This window comes from Ktedonobacter sp. SOSP1-52 (assembly GCF_016587395.1).
On sequence record NZ_BNJH01000001.1, the window covers coordinates 225,488 to 245,716 of the forward strand.

At 45.7% G+C, this 20,229-nt stretch carries 14 protein-coding genes; 7 read left to right on the forward strand and 7 right to left on the reverse strand.

What is annotated here, in order from left to right:
• Positions 1-3 precede the first annotated feature (3 nt).
• Positions 4-690 carry a queuosine precursor transporter gene (locus JMJ16_RS01035; protein WP_201377722.1) on the reverse strand — a complete coding sequence of 229 codons (687 nt, stop codon included), beginning with the start codon at positions 688-690 and terminating at the stop codon, positions 4-6.
• 246 nt (positions 691-936) lie between these two features.
• Positions 937-1,314, reverse strand: coding sequence for a hypothetical protein (locus JMJ16_RS01040; RefSeq protein WP_201377723.1), 378 nt, complete (start codon positions 1,312-1,314; stop codon positions 937-939).
• 209 nt (positions 1,315-1,523) lie between these two features.
• On the opposite strand from JMJ16_RS01040, the gene JMJ16_RS56615 reads away from it, so the two are divergent.
• The 5 genes from JMJ16_RS56615 to JMJ16_RS53480 all read left to right on the forward strand — a co-directional run bounded on the left by JMJ16_RS56615 (position 1,524) and on the right by JMJ16_RS53480 (position 4,567).
• Entirely contained in the window at positions 1,524-1,985 is a 462-nt protein-coding gene (locus JMJ16_RS56615) for a helix-turn-helix domain-containing protein (RefSeq protein WP_374228905.1), read from the forward strand.
• Positions 1,973-2,632, forward strand: a complete 660-nt coding sequence (locus JMJ16_RS56620) for an IS630 family transposase (RefSeq protein WP_374228975.1) — start codon at positions 1,973-1,975, stop codon at positions 2,630-2,632. The genes JMJ16_RS56615 and JMJ16_RS56620 overlap by 13 nt, the downstream gene beginning before the upstream one ends.
• A gap of 100 nt (positions 2,633-2,732) precedes the next feature.
• Positions 2,733-3,284, forward strand: a complete 552-nt coding sequence (locus JMJ16_RS01050) for a hypothetical protein (RefSeq protein ID WP_201377726.1) — start codon at positions 2,733-2,735, stop codon at positions 3,282-3,284.
• A gap of 72 nt (positions 3,285-3,356) precedes the next feature.
• Positions 3,357-3,848: a helix-turn-helix domain-containing protein gene (locus JMJ16_RS53475; protein ID WP_236601103.1), complete on the forward strand. Its 492-nt coding sequence runs from the start codon at positions 3,357-3,359 to the stop codon at positions 3,846-3,848.
• A gap of 101 nt (positions 3,849-3,949) precedes the next feature.
• Positions 3,950-4,567 carry a transposase gene (locus JMJ16_RS53480; RefSeq protein ID WP_236601104.1) on the forward strand — a complete coding sequence of 206 codons (618 nt, stop codon included), beginning with the start codon at positions 3,950-3,952 and terminating at the stop codon, positions 4,565-4,567.
• Positions 4,568-5,101: 534 nt separating this feature from the next.
• Here the strand turns inward: JMJ16_RS53480 and JMJ16_RS01060 are convergent.
• From JMJ16_RS01060 to JMJ16_RS01080, 5 genes are all read right to left on the reverse strand, one after another.
• The gene (locus JMJ16_RS01060) at positions 5,102-10,582 is read right to left on the reverse strand and encodes a DEAD/DEAH box helicase (RefSeq protein WP_201377739.1); all 5,481 of its coding nucleotides are present in this window, start codon (positions 10,580-10,582) and stop codon (positions 5,102-5,104) included.
• Between the two features lie 14 nt (positions 10,583-10,596).
• Positions 10,597-14,136, reverse strand: a complete 3,540-nt coding sequence (locus tag JMJ16_RS01065; protein WP_201377741.1) for a helicase C-terminal domain-containing protein — start codon at positions 14,134-14,136, stop codon at positions 10,597-10,599.
• Positions 14,137-14,231: 95 nt separating this feature from the next.
• Positions 14,232-15,941: a nuclease-related domain-containing DEAD/DEAH box helicase gene (locus tag JMJ16_RS01070; RefSeq protein WP_201377743.1), complete on the reverse strand. Its 1,710-nt coding sequence runs from the start codon at positions 15,939-15,941 to the stop codon at positions 14,232-14,234.
• A 185-nt stretch (positions 15,942-16,126) separates the two neighbouring features.
• Positions 16,127-16,669, reverse strand: coding sequence for a helix-turn-helix domain-containing protein (locus JMJ16_RS01075; protein ID WP_201377745.1), 543 nt, complete (start codon positions 16,667-16,669; stop codon positions 16,127-16,129).
• A 577-nt stretch (positions 16,670-17,246) separates the two neighbouring features.
• Positions 17,247-18,452, reverse strand: coding sequence for an IS110 family transposase (locus tag JMJ16_RS01080; protein ID WP_201377746.1), 1,206 nt, complete (start codon positions 18,450-18,452; stop codon positions 17,247-17,249).
• 527 nt (positions 18,453-18,979) lie between these two features.
• Between JMJ16_RS01080 and JMJ16_RS01085 the strand changes: the two genes are divergently transcribed.
• Positions 18,980-19,570, forward strand: a complete 591-nt coding sequence (locus JMJ16_RS01085; protein WP_201377747.1) for a TetR/AcrR family transcriptional regulator — start codon at positions 18,980-18,982, stop codon at positions 19,568-19,570.
• Positions 19,571-19,655: 85 nt separating this feature from the next.
• The gene (locus JMJ16_RS01090; protein WP_201377748.1) at positions 19,656-20,159 is read left to right on the forward strand and encodes a DUF4188 domain-containing protein; all 504 of its coding nucleotides are present in this window, start codon (positions 19,656-19,658) and stop codon (positions 20,157-20,159) included.
• Positions 20,160-20,229 lie beyond the last annotated feature (70 nt).

A 20,229-nucleotide genomic window follows, 5' to 3' on the forward strand; every position in this document is an offset into this window, starting at 1 on the left:
AATCTAAGCTTTCTCAACTCGAGTTCCTAACTTAAACGGATTAAAGTTAGTCTGATAATCGTAGACATCAACGCCTTCCCGCTGCTTGAGAAAACGAACAATGACATAGGTAAAAGGCGTAGCAACAACCTCATAGAGCACCTTGAATATCCATTGTGTCAAAATAGCCGTCAAAAGAAGCGGAAGAGGGAGTATGCTCCAAAAAACAATACCAATAAAGATCGCCGAGTCCACCCCCTCTCCGACAAAAGTGGAGCCTATAGTTCTCATCCAAAGCCAACGTCCCTTGGTGGCAATTTTCATCTTCGCCAGGATAAAGGAGTTTGCAAACTCACCCACAAGGTAAGAGATGAAAGAAGCGAACAGTGTCTTAGGGGTAGATCCTAAAATGGTCTGGTATGCATTTTGATCGTGCCATACGCTTGCCGATGGAAGAAGGCCGCCCAAAGAGAAGGCGATCACGGCCAGGAGGTTACAAAAAAAGCCCAGCCAAATGACAAACCGCGTCGCACGATATCCGTATACCTCGGTCAAAACATCGCCAAATAAGTAACTAAGAGGAAAGATGATCACTCCTGCTGGGAGGAGAAAACCAAGCGGAGAAATCAGTTTTACGGCAAGAATATTCGCAGTAATCAGACACGTAACGAAAAGAGCGGCAACGCCAACAAACCAAGTCGAAACCTTCAATGTGGTTATCCTCCGAAAGCCTATTACATTAGGCAGAAACTCGGTATCAATAGGAATTAATACCAATACCAGCTAGAAATAATGAAACTTATCAATATTATCTCTCAATATCCCCGTAATAACAATGCTTTCATATAAAAGCTAAGCAGTCGCCTCTCATCGGGCGACTGCTTAGCTTTACGCTTTTTCCTATTCAATGTAGTAGAGCTAGAAAAGGTCGATAATCTCCTTACGGCTCTATGAGCACTAATCGTTCACGTCGCGGGGATACCCTCGTGCAACAATTTTCATCTCTTGTTTAGGCAATACATATAATTGGGCAGTAACCCGCACAGGGACACGAACAACTTGAGCACAATCGTGCGCTATACGCAATAGCATGCCTTCCATATCTCGAACGTCAAGTTCGCCTGTTTCTGTGCGCAGGCCACCAACGAATTGATGAATATATGCATACAGGGGAGTGATATCCAAAACCATTTCTTTTGCGCGATAGGAAATAGTAACTTTGCTTCCAGGCCTAGGATTTTTAGAGACAGGGCAACAATCTGGTAGTTCTAGTGTATGTTGTTCTAGCATACGCTGCGTAGTAATATTGTTTGGAAGCCCTTTCAGAGCAATCATACTCCCTCCAAGCCTTTGTTTTCAATAGCTTATCATAAACCACCAATAGTATCTAGCCCGTTGAATTTGTTTCCGGCACTGTAAAATTATCGTGTAACTCACAGACAAACTGACTTCCTTCTCTTGCCAAATAAAGTTATACATCTGTTGCTCTAGTGGTCAGTCCAGTTAGGTTTGACAGAAACGCCCTCGTGTGTTAGCGTCGAGAGATGAAAGAATCAATCAAACTCACTGCATCAGATCGCAAAGAACTGCAAGCCGTGTTGCATCGGGGCAAAGCCAATGCTCGAACCTTGACCCGTGCGCGTATCCTGCTCAAAGCCGCAGATGGGTGGTCTAATCAGCGCATCATGGAAGCCATCGAAACCAGCCTTTCTACCGTGAAACGCGTTCGTGAGCGGTATGCTGAGGGCGGTCTGGCCCGTGTGCTCCAGGATCAGCCCCAAGCCCACCGACGGCACGCCCTTACTCCAGTTCAATCAGCTCACCTGGTGGCCATAACGTGTAGCCCTGTGCCAGATGGCCATGATCATTGGACCGTGCGCTTGCTCGCCGACCAGGCGGTAGAACTTGGCTTTGTCGAGTCCATTTCGCCGGAGACGATCCGTCACCTCTTGAAAAAAACGAACTCAAGCCGTGGCAACACGAGCAATGGTGCATTCCACAGGTAGGAGCACCATTTGTGGCAGCCATGGAAGATGTGCTCGAACTCTATGAAGAGGAGTACGATCCGCAGTATCCCACGGTGTGCTTTGATGAAAAACCGGTTTCTTTGGTCGCCGATGTCTCTCCTTCCCAAGCTGTTGCGCCAGGAGTTTCCGCGCGTACAGACTATGAATATCAACGCAATGGTACCCGCAATGCCTTTTTCTTTGTCGAACCCCAGGCTGGCTGGAGGCATGTCAGCGTGACTCACCAGCGCACGAAACAGGATTACGCCCGCTGTATGCAATGGCTGGTGGACGAAGCGTATCCCAACGCCGAATATATCCGGGTGGTCCAGGATAATCTGAGTACTCACACGCCTGCGGCCCTCTACGAGACCTTTGCGCCAGCCGAGGCCCGGCGCATCTTACGTCGTCTGGAGTTTCATTTTACGCCCAAACATGGCAGTTGGCTCAACATGGCAGAAATCGAGATCGGGATCTTTTCTCGGGGGTGCTTGTCTCATCGGGTCGGTGACGAAGCAACGCTGCTTCGACGCTTCCAAGCCCTTGAGACCGAGCGCAATGACAAGCATTGTACCATCACCTGGTGTTTTACCTCTGATGATGCTCGTGTGAAGCTCGAACGGCTTTATCCCATCAAGCAAACCTAACTGGACTGACCACTAGTACAGGTGGGCAGAAATATCTTTGTGATAGAATGAGGAGAACAAGCGAGAAAGAACGAGAGACGAAACCAAAAGGAGGAGTTGCATGGAAGATGATCTCTTGAGGATATATAAAAAGGCCTTTACCATGAATGAGGGGATGCCTGGGGACGAGGCACGTAGCATTTTGGTTCTTGAAGCAGATGAACAGGATTGGCACATCTTTTTCCCCTTTCTCCACGCGAGTCCCTATGCGATTGAGTTTCTCGTTGGTGGAGAACAAAGGCCACTCCCGGAGCGTATTGAAGACTTTTTTGCGCTCATCCAAGAGTACGAGAACTCCCCACTCTTCCACATTGTGGACTCCCCAGTCATCCTGATTGACAAGGAGCACCTGGCCGTTGGTTGCTATTGCTCCACAGGCAGGGATAGGGCAATAGAGTTTGACATCTCAGTCAAAGGTTTTCAGGACGAGACAACGCTCAGAGAGCAGGTCGCCCGGTTCCTCGATTTCATCCGTACCATCGGGCGAGTCCTGAACAAAGTGATGATCCTTGCGCCAGAGTCATCCCCCTTTTTTCACTTGTTTCGCTTTGATCCTGGCACAGAGGAAGAACACTGGTTTCTGGAGCATATCGAAGCATTTAATCCCGACTGAGGAAGAGCACTCATCTCTGGGACATATCGAAGTAATGGAAGGAAGAGAACAACGAGAAAGGCAGGAATGCGCATGCCAAAGCAAGCGATCCCTGTGGTGTTGACGCAAGAAGAACGAGCGGCATTGGTGCGTCTCACCAAGCGGCATAGCAGTGCGCAGCAAGTGGTGTTGCGAGCACGGGTAGTGCTGGAAGCATCGGAAGGCAAAAGCAATGCGACTATTGCACATGAGTTGTCCACCAGTGTGGAAACGGTGCGCTTGTGGCGAGGTCGTTGGGTCGCTCAGCAAGCCATCAAGATCACCGATCGAACTGTTGAGGAGCGCTTAGCTGATGCTCCCCGTCCAGGCGTTCCTGCGCGCATCAGCGCTGCGCAACGCTGTCAGATGGAGGCGCTCGCCTGCGAAGCGCCAGGCCAGTCAGGGCGCCCGATCAGTCAGTGGACTGGGCGAGAAATTGCGGACGAACTGGTTCGGCGAGGGATTGTGGAGCAGATCTCGCGACGGCATGCAGCTCGCCTCCTCAAAAAGGGGGCTTTCAACCGCACCGGTTCCGCTATTGGCTGACGGAAGTCGCCGATCCGCAACGCGAGGAGAAGATTTGTGAGGGATGTCACCTCTATCTGACGGCGCAAGAACGGGCAAAGCAGGGAGAGCGGACCATCAGCATGGATGAGTTGACAGGAGTGCAAGCGTTGGAGCGGTTGCACCCCGATTTACCAATGACCGCTGGGCATGTGCTTCGGCGTGAATTCGAGTATCTCCGGCATGGAACGCTTTCCTGGTTTTTCAATTTCGATGTGGTGACCGGACAAGTAATTGAACCCTCGTGGGGACCTACTCGCAATGAGGAAGACTGCCTTGCCCACCTTCAACGCCTCATTACAAGTGATCCTGCGGCAACCAAATGGCATATCCTGGTCGATAACCTCAATACGCATCAGTCCGAGTCGTTGGTGCGTTGGATTGCCGAACGGGAAGGCATCGAGCAGGAAACCTTAGGCACCAAAGGCAAGAGTGGCATCCTCCTGTCCATGGCCACCCGCGCGGCCTTCCTGCACAATCCCACACACACGATAGTTTTCTCTTACACTCCTAAGCATGCTTCCTGGATGAATCAGGTGGAAATCTGGCTCAGCATCCTGGTGCGCAAATTGCTCAAGCGAGGAAATTTCCGTACGCTGGATGATCTCAAACAACAGATTCTGGCTTTCGTTGCTTACTACAATCGGACTATGGCTCATCCATTCAAGTGGATATATCAAGGTCTTACTGTTGATGTTTGATCTCAAAGATATTTCTGCCCACCTGTACTAGATATCCATATCTAATGGATTACAGGAGAAGGCAAACCAGATAAAAAGAGGGCTTCAACGACTCATTAAACAGGTCGACCGATTTGGCATTCACTTGCAAAGCCAAAGTGATAATAGCGTCTTCTACTGACAGTAGAGGTAAATTGCTGACGAGATTTAACTCTCTGGGAGAGATATCGTTCAGGTTTCTCTCAACACGCTTTAGCGATTGCTTCACGGCCTTCCATTAGGAAGATCTGTTATTGAGTTTCTCCTCTAACCATGCTCAAATTGTGATGACCATCTTGAATGCGAGACTCCAGGTAGAGGCACATAAGTATATAGCGTGCAACATGTACCCAAGGCCATGAAGTGCTTCAATAAGGTGCATATAGTGATGATATTACCAACTGTTGCTCAGCTCATACACAACCATTATACTTCCATTTATTGCCCTTCCAGCTTGTAAAATACCACAATTTCCCATTCTACTTTCTAACACAGAATCAAAAACCTCCTTAGGCTTTATGCCTTTATTCTCTCTTGGATTTTTGACATAAAAGTGTCTTGCTCAATATCCTCAGCTGTCAGGAAAAGAACTTGCAAATTCCTGTGTTGTTTGAGATTTGCATAAACCCTTTCCTTTAAGGTCTTTGACTCGATATATTCCGCTTCTTCGCGCCCCCAATACTCAATATACAAGTTATATTCATACAGAAAGAAACTAGGATGAATATAACTTGTGATATTTTCCTCCGTCCGGTAAGGGATACGTGGTTCATGTTCATAAAGGATATTTTCCTTCTCGAGCATAAGAGCTATCTTGTATTCAACTTTCGAGCGAATTTTGACTTCAAGAGGTGTTTGAAATGGTTTTTCCTTCCAGTGCTTTTCCCAGTCTCCTGTAACAAAGAAGGCCTGAGTTTGCTCAGGGTTTACTACGATTACGGAAGTTCCTTCAACATATCCCTCGTCATTAACATTTGATACAATACCAATACCGAGGGAAGTATTAAGGTGATCGCCAAGCTCTCCTGGATCTGCATAGATGGATGCAAGATTTTCTTCTAAAAGAGGCTCTTGTATCTCAATGACACTTTGTCCCCCTGAACGAGACGTAAAAAGTATTTCTCTCAATTTCTTTAAAACACGGCGCGAATTCAAACGTGGCGCGAGGTAAATATGCTCGATATCACTGCTTGCACTCAGACAAACTGGGCAACCATCTTCACATGTATGTTTGTAAAGACCAAGAAGTTGCAAAGCCAATTCATGCCTTAAATCGTTTTGTGCAACCCCAGCTATTTGCAATGCTTCATAGAACTGATAAATAGACGGCAATGTCGCTTTATCAAGATATCGAACTGCGTGTAAAATAGTAGCCCTTCGATCAACATTACCAGGAACTTGCATTTCTAAGAGTTCCTGCACAGTAAAAAGTTCTTTCAAAACCAGTGTAGGGTTAACAGACTGTTTGTCAGCAACATCAACTCTTTTAAAGAGCATGCGCCCCAGCATTCTCGTTGCCTCTTTTGACGGCTTGTACTTAAACCCTAGCTTTTTTAAAAACAGTTGCACCGTTTCCTCTAAATTACCAGAAGTCAGTGCGCGTTGAACTTCTATAATCTGCTCTATGGACGCTTTTGCAAGTGCCGTGCGAATAAGATCCTCTCCTTCGCCAATGGGGCATCTGCCTAATTCAGTTACAAGGGTCCAATAGAGAGAGGTTTCAGAAGCGTCTTGTACATCTAGGCGCTCAAAAGCTTGGGTGATTCCACCGGCTCCCCCTTCGACCGTATCCATAATGAGAATACGTGGAATGTTGGTGTTATCGACAAGCTCGAGTATAGGAAGATCAGCATAAGCGATGAGCGAGTCGCTATCAACACCTCCTAAGCGAGCCACAAGATTTTTGAGCAGTGTACTGAAACTGTGTAATATGACACTAGTTACAAATGCTCTGAATTCCTGTTGGTTTTTCTGGTGAAAAGCTCTTTCTAATACACTATTTAAATCGCTGAAGAAGGCGGTGTTTCTCTCGAGGAACTCTTGAAAATGTTCAACTTCTCTTTCCCGTGCAATACGATGAGTCCTGTAGTATGAAACAAGCGGGTTAAGGTCTAAATCTGCGTCAAGTAGACGAGGAGGGCCTTCGAGCACAGCCACCTCATGGAGCCAATAATCCACAGCTACTTCGGTCCAGTCAAGCTGTGTCTGGATAAAAAGCTCCCACTCAGCCGACTTGGGAGCAATACAGTAAATGGCAAAATTGCGGCGCATAGAAAGGCGCAGACTTGTGTCTTCCAAAACCTTATTGACCGTCTCCTCCAAAAGATCAGGATTGACATAAAAATAAATAGCTTGAGTCTTGACAGAATAACCAACAAGAATAGGCTTTAGCTGGCTCGTTTCGTCTCTTTCTCTCTCTGGGGGATAGAAATAGCGATGGATTCTCGCTACGTGCTCTCTTCGCTCTCCTTTTATATCGATATGCATATCGTAGTAGACCCGGTAAAACCCCGGAAGGGCATTCCCCCCGCGTTTAAATCCTAATATGCTGCTGAAAACGCGATTCAAAGGGTGAGAAAAGTTCAACTCGGATGCAGCTTCTCTTATAGGATCAGTAGGAGCAAAGGGGATAATGATAGAATTTGCCCGTGCTGATGAGCTTCTAGAGATAGGGAACGAGCCTTTGGGTTTAATAGTATTAGGCTCATTTATGTCAAGCGCATACCCATCAGTATGTTCTCTTGTATCAGAATTGGTTTTGGTCGGAACAAACACCCAATTTGGACTATGTGATTTATCCGGCGGGCTAAAGCTTTTTACACGCAATCGCTTTAACGTCATAAATTGCAAGCGGCGAAAGCGCTCATAGATGAATTGAGAAACGCCAAACATACTATCGGGTTGGGTCGCAATATCCTTTTGAATATCGGGGAGATAAGTCTCATCATCCTCTTTTCGATTTTCTTCGTCAGAATTGTCCGATTCAGTTATCTCTTTTTGAGGATAAAGAAAAGTGGATTGACCATCTAAGGGAACAGGAGTCCAGTGTATCGCTTTCCTCTCGCGTAAGCGATATGAAACGTTTCCTGGTAGAAGTTCGGTTAAGGCAAAGGCGACATCTACCGTTAGCAGATCGTTTTCCTCTAGTGGATCTTTCTCTGGATCGGGGTAATGAACAGTAAGGGTTGTTGCCTCTTGGTTCTCTTGCAACATCCAATCAACATGTTTATAGGTTCTGATCCAGTTATCTCTTTCTCGATCATTGCTTAAATGCCAGTTTGGTTTTGCGAATTGATTTAGTAACCGAACAGGGAGCTTACTTTTCTCATCCGATAAGGGAGATAGATAAAATGGATTATAGGTCGGATCTAAGAGAAAATTTTTGCTGACAATCTCTGTATCCTCTATATACTGGTTAAAGTCTCCTTGGCTATTCAACGCATTCCATGCGGGCTTGAGAACATGTGGAAGGAGTTTTTTATCCATGGCCAACCAGCCAGCCATAAAAATATCGTTACCCTCTTCTCGTATCCACTTAAGCTGACCGCGTTTAAATTTAAGTTGTTCTCTTGTCTGAGTCAAAGTAAGAATTAATGTTGTATTATCAGTGTTCTCTGCAAACCATCTTTTTTCACGTACTACATCTTCCCCTAGGCGAAAATAATGCTTTCCAGCTTTCGTGAAGTTAGGGATTTGAGGGTTGCCGCGTACATTATTAATATTTTGCCGACGCCAACACGCCAATAAATCAAAGAATGCTAGTAGAATGTGTGTACGCTGAACATTAAAGTTACTCGCATTGAGCGGTACGTCATCAAACGTAGGAGCGTACAAAGCCTCTGGATGAAAAAAGTAAAAAGCATCTTTATGCCTGTACGGCCAAAGCAATGTAATAATTATTGGAGAATCATTAGGATCACGGCCGGCTCGTCCTCTTCTTTGAATAAAGCTAGCAGCATTCGGAGGAGCTTTATGCTGATACACTAGTTGGATAGCATCATCATCGTAACCCACTTCTAGAGACGGCGACGCGGGGATTAAGTCTTTATCATCAAGTAATGATGCTGTTGCATTTGCATAAACAGGGTCAGCGACGTTTAATTGTTGATTACACCCATGTAACTTTGCAAAAATCCAGCAATCTCCATCGAGGAAATGGGGGCATTCGTGCAAAGTAGCCTCTTTCAGGCGCTGGTCGCATCCCATACCACATAAATCTTCTAAATGCCGTCCCTCTTTTTTGCGATCTGTACGAATTCGCCAAAGCTCATCCTGGTTGGCGGAAGCCTGCTGACTTATTCCGGGAATATAAGAAGGAGCAGGATCAGAGGAAGAGCCGTAATTATATCGGAACTGCCTCAGATCATTGATAGAGTCGAAAAATGCTAAACCCCTCCATGCCTTACGTTGTTTAGACACTGGATTAAGTGTTACAGCATCTGGCTTAGTCATCAAATTGTGTATTGCGGCCATAACAATTTGGATAGCAGCAGTCTGATCAGTAACCCGGAAATCTGCTTTTTCAGGTGTTGGAGAAAGATTTCGAGGATAAATAAAGATGTAGCGCTCTCGACCATCTGTATCTTCAGTATCGCCCTTCTGAGGTTTGATGCATCTTAGCTGTGTATTATTATGATCTTCTATATCTAGTAACTTGGCAAGAAATGCGACTTCGTTCTGAAGCGTCGCAGAGACTCCAATCACCAGAGGATAGCGTTGAGGTTCGCCTGTATGCTTATACACTAACCTGACTCGAGCTTGGAAACGCTTGATGAGGCGTGAAATATGAGCTCCTCTTAATTGCTCATAGAGGTGAACTTCATCAAGGACAAGATAGCGTGGGGGAACAGTAGGCCCAACATTATCCTGGGATGGATTTTCTACCCATAGACCCCACAAATGGCTGTACTCTTCGCGAGAAAGCCATTGACTTAAAGAGATATCCGTAATGATAAGAATATGTGGAGCATTCTTCTTCAATGCCTCATGCGTAATATAGAGAGAGCGAATAGTGTGGTTACACATTCCGTTGTCGCACTGCAATGTTGGGCAACCCCTATCAATATCGGGATCTTCTTCATTTACCCAATATTTCCCCTTCCCACAACGAGCACACTTTTCGAGTAACTCTACCCGGTAAAATGTTTGGTCGCCGCGCTTTTCAGACTTCCATCCTTCTTCTTTGAATTTTTGGGCATTATCTGGTACATTACTGTTTTGAATACCTAATGTGATACGTGGGCCATCCTTCTCTTGAAAACGTGTGGTGTATTTGAGAAGCCGAGTAAGCTGGTTTCTGGCCAAACGAATGCGTGGATACACTAAAACAGCACGTACCCCCTGCCTTGATCGTAGCGATTCCGGCTCATGAGCAATATCTAAGAGAATGGGAAAAAGAAAAGCTTCCGTCTTGCCAGCCCCCGTATCTCCAGCCACAATGAATGATTGATTACTTGTATTTCCTTGCTGAGCACAAGAGAAAATTTCGTTGAGGGACTTAGCTTGAAATGCGCTCACTTTTTCAAAACCGGCAGAATGTAAGAATGCATCTTCAAATTGCAAACCAGGAGGAATTGCACCTCTCAAATCTACCGTCCTTGTAGGACGAACACGCTTACGGAACTCTACACGGATATCCTCAATAAGCAGGGGGGCGTCTTTAAAAAGATCGCTTCTCTTCTCTTGTTTCCAAAAGCGCTGTCGTAATAAGCGTAAGAGACGTACCATCTCAGCAACACGAGATCGAAAATAATTTTGCCTCCATTCAATTACTTCCCCTTTAATAACTAAGAGGCGTAGTATCTCATCAACCTCTTCAAGAGACAGATTCGATAGCTCATCCGACGAGCTCTTACGTTCAGAATCTCGGGAACCATTAAGTTCAGAAAAAACGGATTCTGGTGTAACATGAGTGGAATAGAGTCCGACATTAATTTGTTGTGCCTCAAGCTTCTCTAAAGTAGCAAGCACATGAGACTGAATCTCTGCATCTCTCATCAAGGGATACTCCTCTATTTATATCTAGTCATTAAGGCTTCATCCCACTCATCTCCACTGGATCCAGTATTCTCACCCATACTCAGGGAATGAAATAATTTGACCGTTTCTTTAGGCAAATGAAGATTAAATGGCCTTGGTTCCAAAAACCTGCGTAAGCTCAATTTGTTATATGGCAAGGATGCGCCATACCTCCGATCGAGAAAAACAAAGACACATCGATCACTTTCGCTTCTAATACCTCTTCCGCATGCCTGCAAAATTAACGAGAGAGCTGTCCTCTCCCTCGCATATTCACTGGCTTTCTTGGCCACATCTCCGCCCAATTCTTGAGCAACTACAGCAAAACGTTCTGAGTATAAAGCCTCTAAGCGTTGGTGATACAGTTCCATGCGTTCAAAGGGAAGGGAGACACAAATTACTGTCTTGATAAGGTTTCCGGAGAAATTTGTGCCTTCTGCAACTTTCCCTGTATATATGGCAAAGAGGTAAGCCCGATCGTGTTTTCTGACAAGGATGCGTAATTGATCCTCAATAGGAACTGCGTTTTCTGCCTCTTCCCTTTCTGGCGGCCTCTCCTCTACGATTAATTCCTGTTCGCTCTTATCTTCTATGAGAACTCGCACCTGCCGCAAAAACTCATAGCTGCTAAAAAAAACCACTGTAACACCCGGAGTTACCTGGCCAATTTCTTTTATGTGAGCAGCATAGCCACCTAAGAATTCATTGCGCTTTTTATAACTCCCAACAGTGTTGGGAGAATAGATCCATCGCTGGTGTACCAACGGGAAAGGGGATGCGTATACGCGTGGTAGCGTCTTCTTTATCGGCAAACCAAAGAGTGGCAATTGATAGTACAATTCTTTGGCACTGTCGGAAGGGGCGGCCAGAGTGCCGGACATGCTTACACTTGCGTTAACACGGCTGTAACCCGCTTGTAGTATATTAGTAACATCTACTAACCGGAAAACTAGTCTCGATTTTTGATCTTCTGATGATTCAGCATGGTAAATCACCACTTTTTCATCCGGTTGGAGTAACATCCTAAGGATGCGCGATGGCACAGGAATACTGTTACCCTCTGCCTCAGCGTCCTCTCCATCGAGGAAATCAAGTGCTTGCTGAACCATCTCTCTTCCTCCACATGCTTGTAGAAGTTGAGATGGCAACATGCTTTTATCGAAGGGAGCCTCTTTAACTCGGTCAAAGGCACGCTTCAATAACTCTGAAACAAGAGGATTCGACACACGGCGAATTACTTCCTCAAATTTGCCCACGGAAATATCTATACGCCCCTCTTCTCGGATGCGCTCTGGCAAATTATGAGCTTCATCGACAATCAAAATACTATCTTGTACAGAAAATCCGGCTCTATCTGCCAACGCTTTTCCTTGTGCGGCCTGTGAAAAGAGCCACCAATAATCACAGATAATTATGTGGGCCTGAGGCATCAACTCCTGGAGCGTATGGTACGGGCATATCCTGCCTTTTTGCTTCAAATGAGCTTCAACTTCCGTCCATGAAGCATGGTACGAAGGCAGCATTTCCCAGGTGGCCTTGATCTTTGACTGCTTGCATACATCCGTTAATTGCTTTGACTCGGGGAAAAGACACCATTGGCTTCGCCCAACTAGGTCGATCACACGAAGTGGCTGTCCCGTCCTTTGGCCAAATATCGGCGCTAAATGCTTTTGTATCTCACGTATAGGGTTGTCATGTTGGGCAACACGGTTAACAAGATAATAAATACGACGGTTATGAGGAGCTTTTGCAACCCACGCTAGGGCAGGAATAAGAGCAGACAAAGTTTTGCCAATCCCAGTAGGGGCTTGAGCGAATAAATGGCTGTAGTTTTGATGATGTATAAGGATTGAAGCCCAGTCTGCTATAAATTCCTGCTGGCAGGGGCTTTTTCCGTTCGCAGCTAGTCGCCTTTCACAGGACCCTGGCCAGTAAGTTTCCCAGTCAAGAGCGTTTTCAACAGCAACCCAATCTTCATGTTTAGCTTCTGTAGTAAAGAGCGACTCCTCGTGTTGTCCTAGCTCCCAATCAGGAAAGACTCTCTTTAACGTATTTAGAAGGCTATCTATACTTTCCCACGTTATCTCTGCTATTTCGCGCAGCGCAATGTTAGCGCGGTCAGAAGGCTTCCCCTGGATTGTCAAGGTTCCTGTACTTGGGTAATACCATAAAACACCGCCGTCGGTAAAATCAAATCGTTCACCACCAATCCCACGCTTTTGCCTCCAACCAATGCCAAATACCTTAGAAATATGTATATGAAAATCAGGGAATACTTCAGACACCCTCCCCTTGAGAGACTCTAACGATCTAGGAATGCCAGTGTTACCATTTGGGGAACGATAGATAATTCCATCAGCAATTTCTTTAAAAGTTTTGTAAGATTTGGTCTGTAATTTACCTCTCACAACTAACTTTCCTGTAGAGTACGCATTCCAATCTAATATTCCGCCATCGATAAAAGTGAAACGGTAAAAACCGCTAGGGTGATAATCAAGTCTCCACGCAGGAAGAGAGAGATCTACAGAATCTGCTGTCGTCACAATTTCTGCTGGGCTCGTTAGTGTCGTATTAGGTAATGTTACATTGCCCTTGACGATATCTTGTATAGGTGCAAAATGCATCTTAGCATGCATTCTGAGCGTAGACAAACCATACTTCTGAAGGATGTGTGAAGCAACAGATCGCAACTTGACAATATCGGATGCTCCTCTAGGAAGACCTTCCTCTATTCCTACTGCAAATCCATAGTCCTGCAATGCTCTCATGAAAGCGGCATTGGCAAGGATAGATGCTGCAGCTACTGCAATACTTGTCTCCCCTGCTTCCTGGAATTGAGCCGGTTTGGGTAGACCTTGCTGAGCAAAGGCATTCTCAAGGCGGTCAGTTTTCTGTGAAAATTGATTGCACATAATCACTGAAGCGGGAGAGGCCTGCCAAACTTGTTTAGCGGTCTGAGCGTATAAATCCGCTAAAAGTACATTAACATTGCGAAAATTTTCGTATTGAGTATTATACAATTCTGGACTGAGAACGTTGACAAAATATTGTTTTTCGGGTATTAGTTGTCGAATCTTTTCATCTAGCTCTAAAATTCGAGGCAAGGAGAGTTTTTTACTATCACGTACCCCCAGATTATACAGTAGCATTTGATTTTCTTTAGTAACTAAAACCGCTGCTACAACTAGAGGGCCAAACCAGTCTCCTTTGCCTGACTCATCAATACCCAGCTGGACATCGGAAATTGTAGGGGATCCTTCATTAGATGCCACATCATTATTAGCGAGAAGTTTTTTTTGAGCCAGCTCTGCCGTCACACGCTCCCGATACCACGTTGTTAAAGACATTTTAAGTGGCGATACTGGACCGCCAATTACCATACGACCATTCTTAGGATAAAAATCTACTACTGCATGATATGATGGATGCGAACGAATAATAATCTGTTCCCCATAGGGAATAGACTTACCTTCTACAAAATCCCACCCCTGAGATAACGCATACTCCTTAAGCGCCTCAAACTTATTCCCCATTTATACCTGCTTCTCCCTATCAAAATTAGGACTTCTCCATATAAAGTGAATCCCTTCTCGCCTATTTCAAGCAAACGCTTTATAGCCACACCTTTTCAAGTAGACATAAAACGGCGAAATGAACTAACGATCTCTTGAGGGGCATCGAGAGCGAGGAACACAATTAAACTCATTTTGGCCCTTGAAGCGCCAACATACATCAAAGCGTTTATCTCATCGGCAGATGCCGATTGATCAATCTCACACAGAACAACGACAGTGTTCTCGAGGCCTTTAAAACGGCGAATAGTTGTTGCAAAAATTTGGCCGGCGTTCAAAGGCTGACTATCAACCAGTTGCACATTTCCAAAACTTTGATTCAATATTTTACTCGATTGTATTCCTCGTGCGCTCAAGACAGTAATTTGGTCGTGAGTAAAACCGCGATCAGCAGTAAGCTTGTGAAGGAGGCGCCTCAGTTGTTCCTTTTCATCCTGAGGATCAGTATAGAAATTAACCTCTATTGGAATTCCTTGTGGTCCTAAAGCCTTTGGATGATAGGGCCCTGTGTAGAATTGCTTCACAACTTCAGCAATCTTTTGTGTGTTGCGGCAATTTTCATCTAAATGATAAGGGGGATGGTCTAAAGGAATAGAGGCGCGATCCGGATAAATACGTTGGTTATCATCAAAAAATATATACATATAACCATTTTGAGGGTCATGCGACAGCCACTGCAACGCTTCCCACCACTCAGACCTAAAATCCTGCCCCTCATCAACAATGATAGCATCGTAACGCGATCCTAAAGCATCAGCGGCTTCCATAAGTAGGGTAGGCAAAAAAACGTTAAAATACTCAGGAGAAGCATCTTCTTGATACAAAATACGCTCACCTGCTTCTCTACCAAGAGAAACGCATAAATGATGAAAATCAAAAACATCGAAAATTTTCTTATACTCTAGCTCCTCACCTATATGATGAGCTAATAACTGATTATAGCAGGTAAAGAGGACTTTCTTCTGTTCATCTTCAGCAAGCTGGCGTGCTTTCTCCACGGCAAGAAAGGTTTTACCCGACCCAGCGCACCCTGCAATAGCAGCCCTGCGGTGACTACGTATAAAACGTAAATACCCAAATTGCTTTTCAGTAAGTTGAATAAGAGCTTGCTCATCGGCACGAAGGCTTTCTGCTAACAAGGGATTGCGAATGCGACCAGGTTGATAAAGAGCAGCAATCAACGCATTAATGCCACCAGATCCTGGAGCCCTATCAGGCTGATTTGAGGGAGAGGATTGCTGGAGCCAAAAGTGATAGGCACGCCTTAATCTCGCCTCCAAATTCACTAGATCCATTGCGTCTATGATAATATCATGGGGAGCATTTGCTCGAAACATATTTGCCGAAGGGGGGACGACCATATCAGGGAAAGCAACAACATGACCAATAAGCACACGCTCTCTCGGCCACCCTCGCATATTACGCACTTTTTCAAGAAGATCCTTTTTACATTTCATAGCTTGCTCAAAAGGATCCTTAATATCATGATCTCCAAATCGATTCGTACTGATAAAATGCCCAGTACTTGAATCGAAACGAATGCTGCCTCCCTTTACCTCAATCACAAGCACGCCAATACGTGCATTTGCGACAACAAAATCTGTTTCGCCATCACGAGGTCGCCCCATGTGGTCAGTGCCAATCCATTTCACGTGGTGAAAAACAACCCATTCATCGCCTAATTCGCGTGCAAAAGCCTCATATAAACGTCTTTCTGCTGAAGACTGAACATCCTCATCAAACAAAGGAGGATACATCTGAGCCATTGAGCACTTCCTTTTCTTACCCAGGCACACACAGCGTCCTACAGCCTTTATGGCTAACCAAAAAAAATTCTTTCAAAAATCACCTAGCTCACAATAGACTTCCTTTTTTAAAATTCAAAATGAGCGAATCGGTTTTTAACATAGAAAATTTCTCTTCTGCGCAAGAAAAAGGCCGAGTTCGACAACTAGGTGTGCATCAAAACTTTTCCGGTGAAATACTGCGCTGAGCCCCAATCCAACACATCACGCAATTCATAGCGAAATGCTTCTAATACTCGCTCTCTATCTTCCTCTTCAGGAGCTTCAGACTCTTTCCAAATCAATAAAATATGGAGTTCTTCGGGTTGGGTGTTTGCGGCAATTATATATCGGCCAATAGTGCCAGGGAAAAGATGCTGTTTACTTTTTCGTATATGCTCAAGTCTTTGTATTAAAAGATTGGACATTCCATCTTTTGGATGAACCTTTATAAATATCGAAAAAAGAGGATTGTCATTTGAAGAAATACGCCAAATAGGAACCTTTTTCCGAGGTCGACCAGCAACATTAGGTTGAAACTTTTCAACATCTGCTTTAAGGATCAAATAGTTGCGACCAGCTTTAACAGCTGGAAGACGGCCTTCAGTAACGTATTCATAGACAGTTTTATATGCAAGCCCAAGAGTTTTTGCTGCTTCACTAACAGTAACGCAATTTGGGATATCAGGGATATTAAGGTAGTTTTCCATGAACCTAGTGTATTTTACCAATCTGTTTTTAACAGCGCCTTTAAAGATGTTGTTTTTAAAAGGCAGAAAATAGTACGATCTCACGATATTTTTGAGTTCTAGCAGTACCTTGACGGGTAAAATTATGAGGAATTTTGAAGGAGAAGATCAAAGCCAAGCGCTAGCCAAACACAAGGGTACAAGATATCATATATGTTGTAAAAGATGAATATCCATCCTTTCCAGAATCATAGTGGCTCTCTGGCTCACAATCCTTTGTAAAATAACGACTTTTCTGCCACACTCTGTGCGAATAGCTATAGAGCTTGCTTACCTGTATAAATAAGAGCTTTTCAACCGTTCTAATGGTAAATAAGAACTTCTATGTCAAGCCCTAAAAACTCACCAGGAAGAAATTATGGAGTAAAGACATGAAGCAGGGAAAAGCGGGAGTTCCTTCAACTGAGCATGAGGAAGTGTATCATGCGGTAGTGTGGTGTCAAGGCGGCTGCCCCACGCCGCTTGCATGATCTGATAGGAGTATACTCAGTTCAAGGTCAAAAAAGAGACAGGTTAACCTCGTCAAAGACGAGCCCTTCTAAGCAGCTCTGGGAGCATGATGCTTTCGAGCAGCTTCAAAGGTCTCCCGTTGGTAGGTTTCGCCTCGTTGCCACATGGCAAACACGATGCGTACCCAAATGTTTGCCAAAGCACGTAGAGCCATGCTATGGCTCTTGCCTTGCTTGCGCTTCCGTTCGTAGTAGTCCTTGGCCCACGCTTCTTGTTGGGTACTTTGCCAGGCAAATTGATAGAAAGCGTTCCGAAGTGGCTTGATGCAAGCAAGCCGCTGATGGACTTTGGCGTAGTTGCCACTCTCAAAGGGCACTGGCGAGGTTCCAGCCAGCGCCTGAATACTGTTTGGGTTGGCATACCGCTTGCGATCATCTCCCCATTCCGCCAACAAACGAGGAGCTAACCGTTTGCTAGCTCCAGGGAGACTTTCAAAGATCTGGCTGTCTGGATGTGTCAAAAAAAGCTGCGCAATCTCCTTCTCGTAGGCTGCAATTTGCTCCACCAAAGGGAGCAGTTGTGCCATCAGAGCTAGCATCAAGCGGGACCTCGTTTTAATGGTGATCGAATCGGCTTGAAGACTGGGTTCACGAAGAGCTTCAAAGATGCTAGCCGCTACCTTCTTGTACATTGGATGACCCGCCTGCTTGAGGACAGTGCAAAGCTCTTCTTGCGTCGCCATCTGAGCGGCCTGGAGTGTAGGATAGGTTAGCAAAAAAGCCAACGTCGTCTTTTGCTGAAGCTTGGTGAATAACGTCAAGGCTATGGGGTAGTAGGCTTTGAGACAAGCAGTCAGTTGATTGACCAGGCGGGTTTGCATCTTGATCAAGGTGTCTTGATCACGCGTCAAGGCTTTGAGTTCGGCAATGATCGGGCTATCGGGCTCCAACCGCCGCAGATCCTGCAACTCAGAGCGACCATGTTTGGCCAGCAAGTAGGCATCAATCAGATCGGTCTTGGCTCGAGAGGCTACGCGTCTGCAATCAATGGTTTTTGGATTGACAGGATAGAGAGGGACTCTCGCCTCCAACAAAGCGGTGATGAGCAGGCCATGCTTGGTTTCGATGATACAGGCGATTTGGTCGAGCGGTGCAATTTCACGCAAGAAGTTCACCAATTTCGTCACCCCTTGTGGGGTGTGCTCGATCCGAAGCTGGGCGACTTTGCGGCCCTCTGCGTCAATCACAACGACGTCATGATGATTATCAGCCCAGTCGATGCCGGCAAACCACATAGGAGAATCCTTTCTTTCTCGGCAAGACATTCCTGGAGGATGCGTGTCCTTATACTTGGCGCTCAAAGCGCGTCCTTCCAATCATCATTGGTGTCCAGGAACATGCCCGGGAAGCTCATTCTTATTTTATCGGTCGAGCCGAGTGGCGAAAATGCGCTTTCCCAAGCAAGTCCAGCCTAGCAAGTTGACTCACTTCCTAGTGTCCTCAGTAGGAGGACCTCGTCTCAAGTTTACCGTATAAGGTGAAGAGCGAGCAGGTTTTAAGGTGAAGAGTGAGCAATCGGCGCGAAGCATGAGCACTGGCGTGGAAGTGCCTGGGAAAACCGCTCCACATCTGGTGTGCTGGAATAGAGTGTTGTAAATTGAGTTTCTCGTCTCAGACTGATTGGCTGTTGGAACGCTCTATAGACCACATCCCTACAAGAGCGCTTTCTGAAAAGAGGGTTCTTTCCCCCTTGACAACAAAGAAAATCGATGGATATACTATTACCGTACACTGTTCGGAAATGGGAAGGAATGCCAAAGTGATGAGTCCTCGTGAGAAAAGGCGAGCCAGGACCAGAGAAACCATTCTGGAAGCGGCGATGCAGATTGTGATGCAGCATGGTGTCGATGCTTTATCGATGCGCGAGATAGCCGAACGCATCGATTATAGTCCATCAGGCCTCTATGAGTACTTCTCTAGCAAAGAAGAAATTATTGCTGAATTAGTGAACGAGGGCTTTGAGCGCCTGACGGCACGCATGGAACATGGTACTCAGGGAGCAACGGCGCTGTCGCGTTTACAGGAAGCTGGTAAAGTGTATATGCATTTTGCCTTACAAGAACCACAATTATACCTGATGATGTTCAATCACAGACCGCTCTCCCCATTCCCATTCACCGAAGTTGAGCAGAACACGGCCTATTCTCAATTGGTTCAAATTCTTCAGGATGGCCTCCTGTCTGGAGAGTTTCGTTCAGCAAGTGGAGCCGGTTGGCAAGAGTTAGCTTACGCCAGTTGGTCCCTCATGCATGGCTTAGCGATGTTACGGCTGACATTGATGAGCCAAGTCACAGAAGATATAGACCGTCTCCACGAAAGAGCATTTCAGGCTTTTGTCGCACAGTTGAAATAGCGTCAAAAATTTTGGGTTTTACCGTACAATGTACGGAAAGCGTTTGCTGTTCTAAAGAGAGAGCAAAAAGGAAAAGGAAATTCCTATGGCAAAGCTTATCAAAGAGCGTGTGACCGTTGCAAACGAGCAAGAGCTGGTGGTGTTTCTGATTGGCATGCGTGTCAATAATGTGTGGAAGGTGCAAAAATGGGTACCAGTAGCGGCTGCAATGACACGCATGCTGAAAGAGTTGAAAGAGCATCCTGAGATGGGCTTGCTGGGTATAGAAACAACGCTGAACTTTCCCACGACACTCATGGTTCAGTACTGGCGTTCGTTCGAAGACCTGGCGGTCTACGCGGGGAACAGAGATGCGGTCCATCTGCCAGCTTGGCGGGAATTTAATCGGCAGGTTGGAAGCAATGGTGACGTGGGGATCTGGCACGAAACCTACCGCATTCCAGCTGGACACTACGAGGCTGTTTACAATAATATGCCTAAGTTTGGACTGGGAAAGGTTCTCCCTCTCATTCCAGCAATCGGACAAAGAGAGAGTGCGCGTACCCGTATGGCGGCAAAACAGAAAGCATTGCAAGGTATTCAGCAATAAACGTCAGCATCTGCTCGCAACATCCTGTGATTGACACCCTGGCCGCTGTGCATCGTTCCAGTTCGCCAGG

Bases quoted from the DNA above. Each gene is read 5' to 3' on its own strand.
- JMJ16_RS01040 (WP_201377723.1), bottom strand. From the start codon at position 1,314: ATGATTGCTCTGAAAGGGCTTCCAAACAATATTACTACGCAGCGTATG.
- JMJ16_RS56615 (WP_374228905.1), top strand. From the start codon at position 1,524: ATGAAAGAATCAATCAAACTCACTGCATCAGATCGCAAAGAACTGCAA.
- JMJ16_RS01050 (WP_201377726.1), top strand. From the start codon at position 2,733: ATGGAAGATGATCTCTTGAGGATATATAAAAAGGCCTTTACCATGAAT.
- JMJ16_RS53475 (WP_236601103.1), top strand. From the start codon at position 3,357: ATGCCAAAGCAAGCGATCCCTGTGGTGTTGACGCAAGAAGAACGAGCG.
- JMJ16_RS53480 (WP_236601104.1), top strand. From the start codon at position 3,950: ATGGATGAGTTGACAGGAGTGCAAGCGTTGGAGCGGTTGCACCCCGAT.
- JMJ16_RS01060 (WP_201377739.1), bottom strand. From the start codon at position 10,582: ATGAGAGATGCAGAGATTCAGTCTCATGTGCTTGCTACTTTAGAGAAG.
- JMJ16_RS01065 (WP_201377741.1), bottom strand. From the start codon at position 14,136: ATGGGGAATAAGTTTGAGGCGCTTAAGGAGTATGCGTTATCTCAGGGG.
- JMJ16_RS01070 (WP_201377743.1), bottom strand. From the start codon at position 15,941: ATGGCTCAGATGTATCCTCCTTTGTTTGATGAGGATGTTCAGTCTTCA.
- JMJ16_RS01075 (WP_201377745.1), bottom strand. From the start codon at position 16,669: ATGGAAAACTACCTTAATATCCCTGATATCCCAAATTGCGTTACTGTT.
- JMJ16_RS01080 (WP_201377746.1), bottom strand. From the start codon at position 18,452: ATGTGGTTTGCCGGCATCGACTGGGCTGATAATCATCATGACGTCGTT.
- JMJ16_RS01085 (WP_201377747.1), top strand. From the start codon at position 18,980: ATGAGTCCTCGTGAGAAAAGGCGAGCCAGGACCAGAGAAACCATTCTG.
- JMJ16_RS01090 (WP_201377748.1), top strand. From the start codon at position 19,656: ATGGCAAAGCTTATCAAAGAGCGTGTGACCGTTGCAAACGAGCAAGAG.